This window comes from Azonexus caeni (genome assembly GCF_048146105.1).
Taxonomy (GTDB): Bacteria; Pseudomonadota; Gammaproteobacteria; order Burkholderiales; family Rhodocyclaceae; genus Azonexus; species Azonexus aromaticus_B.
The window spans coordinates 1-1837 of sequence record NZ_JBKJAD010000052.1 but is presented as its reverse complement, the minus strand read 5'-3'; the positions used below and the strand labels follow the sequence as shown (position 1 = coordinate 1837).

Here is a 1837-nt window from a genome sequence, read left to right as displayed (position 1 = left end):
TGTGCGCCCGGCACGGGCGCACTCCTGCGGGTGTAAGTCCCGCCGTAAGTTGATCACGACGAACGAAGTGAAGCGCAACTGCGTGAGGGCGACCGAGCGTGGGGAGGAAGCGTGGAGCATAAACTGCGAGCCGATGAACAAGAAGCGGATAGAAGGCGCTGCTGAGCAGGGCGAGCGGGCATGTGACCGCGAAGCTCTTGTGATCAAGGCGAAGTGGCGTAAATCCGGCGGTTGTGCAGTGAAGGAGTGCGTTCTTACCCGGGGATATCTCGCCTTGGGCCTGAAAGGGCGACGCCGGGAGGCGGAGCGAGAAGTCAGCAGCGGCCATAGTAGCTGCCGGTATGGGGCGAAGGGCCAAACGAGAAGGAGTGCCTTACGCCATGTCGATGCGTGAAGCCAAGCGTCAGATGCCCGCGTCAGCGGGGCGGGTGCCGGAAGTGAGCGGTGAAGCTGCTCGCGCACGCACCAGCGACGAAGCTTTATGCCCGCGACCTGAAACGGAGAGTACAGGGTCAGCGCTGTTGGTAGCGGCGCTGACGAGGGAGAACCTGCAACGAGCGTGGAAGCGGGTGAAGGGCAACAAAGGTGCGGCAGGTGTGGATGGTCGGGACATTCCCGAGGCAGCCCGCTACCTGCAGAGCGCCTGGCCGGAAATTCGCCGACAGTTGTTGCAGGGGACGTACCGGCCCAGTCCGGTACGAAGGGTGACGATTCCGAAGCCGGATGGTGGTGAGCGCGAGCTTGGCATCCCGACGGTAACGGATCGGCTGATCCAGCAAGCGCTGCTGCAAGTATTGCAGCCGATTCTGGACCCGACGTTCAGCGAATACAGCTTTGGTTTCCGGCCGGGGCGAAGCGCACAAGAAGCGGTAGTTCGTGCGCAAGCCTACGTTCAATCGGGACGCCGGATCGTGGTGGATGTTGATCTGGAGAGATTCTTTGATCGGGTCAATCACGACATTCTGATGGGTCGCCTACAGAAACGTATGGGAGATGCCGGCGTACTTCGGCTGATTCGGGCGTATCTGAACAGCGGGATCATGCAGGATGGCATTGTTCAGTTGCGGCATCAGGGAACGCCGCAAGGCGGACCCCTATCGCCGCTGCTGGCGAATGTATTGCTGGATGAAGTGGATCGGGAACTGGAACGCCGAGGTCATTGTTTCGTGCGCTACGCCGATGATGCGAATGTGTATGTTCGTAGCCGGAAGGCGGGTGAGCGGGTGATGGCTTTGCTGCGGACGATGTACGCCAAGCTGCGCCTGACGGTCAATGAGGCCAAAAGTGCGGTGGCGAGTGCGTTTGGCCGCAAGTTTCTTGGGTTTGAGTTCTGGGTTGCCCCGAAAGGGGAGATCAAGTGTGGTGTGTCGGCGAAGCCGATGGCGACCTACAAGCAGCGGATCAGGCAACTGACCCGGCGCTCGGGTGGTCGCAGTATGGTGGAAGTCGTCGAAAGGCTGCGGCCCTATGTTCTGGGTTGGAAAACCTACTTCCGGTTATCGCAAACACCGAAAGTCTGGCGAACGCTGGACGAATGGATGCGGCACCGGTTGCGAGCGATTCAGCTCAAACACTGGAACCGCGCTCCGACAATGTATCGGGAATTGAAAGCGCTGGGTGCCTCGGAAACGGTGGCACGACGAGTGACTGGAAATTCACGCAGATGGTGGCGGAACTCTGCCAAGCAACTGAACATGATACTGACCATTGCCTACTTTGATGGACTCAGGGTTCCACGACTCTCATAACCTCAACTTCTCGAACCGCCCGGTGCGGACCCGCATGCCGGGTGGTGTGGGAGGGGCCGGTCAGGTAATCTGGCCGCCCCTATCCCGAT

The 1837-nt window shown here is 60.1% G+C and carries 1 protein-coding gene; it reads left to right on the top strand.

Annotated elements, in window-relative coordinates; genetic code table 11:
• The first annotated feature begins 380 nt into the window (after positions 1-380).
• On the top strand, positions 381-1748 hold the full coding sequence (ltrA, locus tag ACLIIZ_RS21015) for a group II intron reverse transcriptase/maturase (RefSeq protein WP_416695641.1): 1368 nt from the start codon (positions 381-383) through the stop codon (positions 1746-1748).
• The last annotated feature ends 89 nt before the right edge of the window (positions 1749-1837 follow it).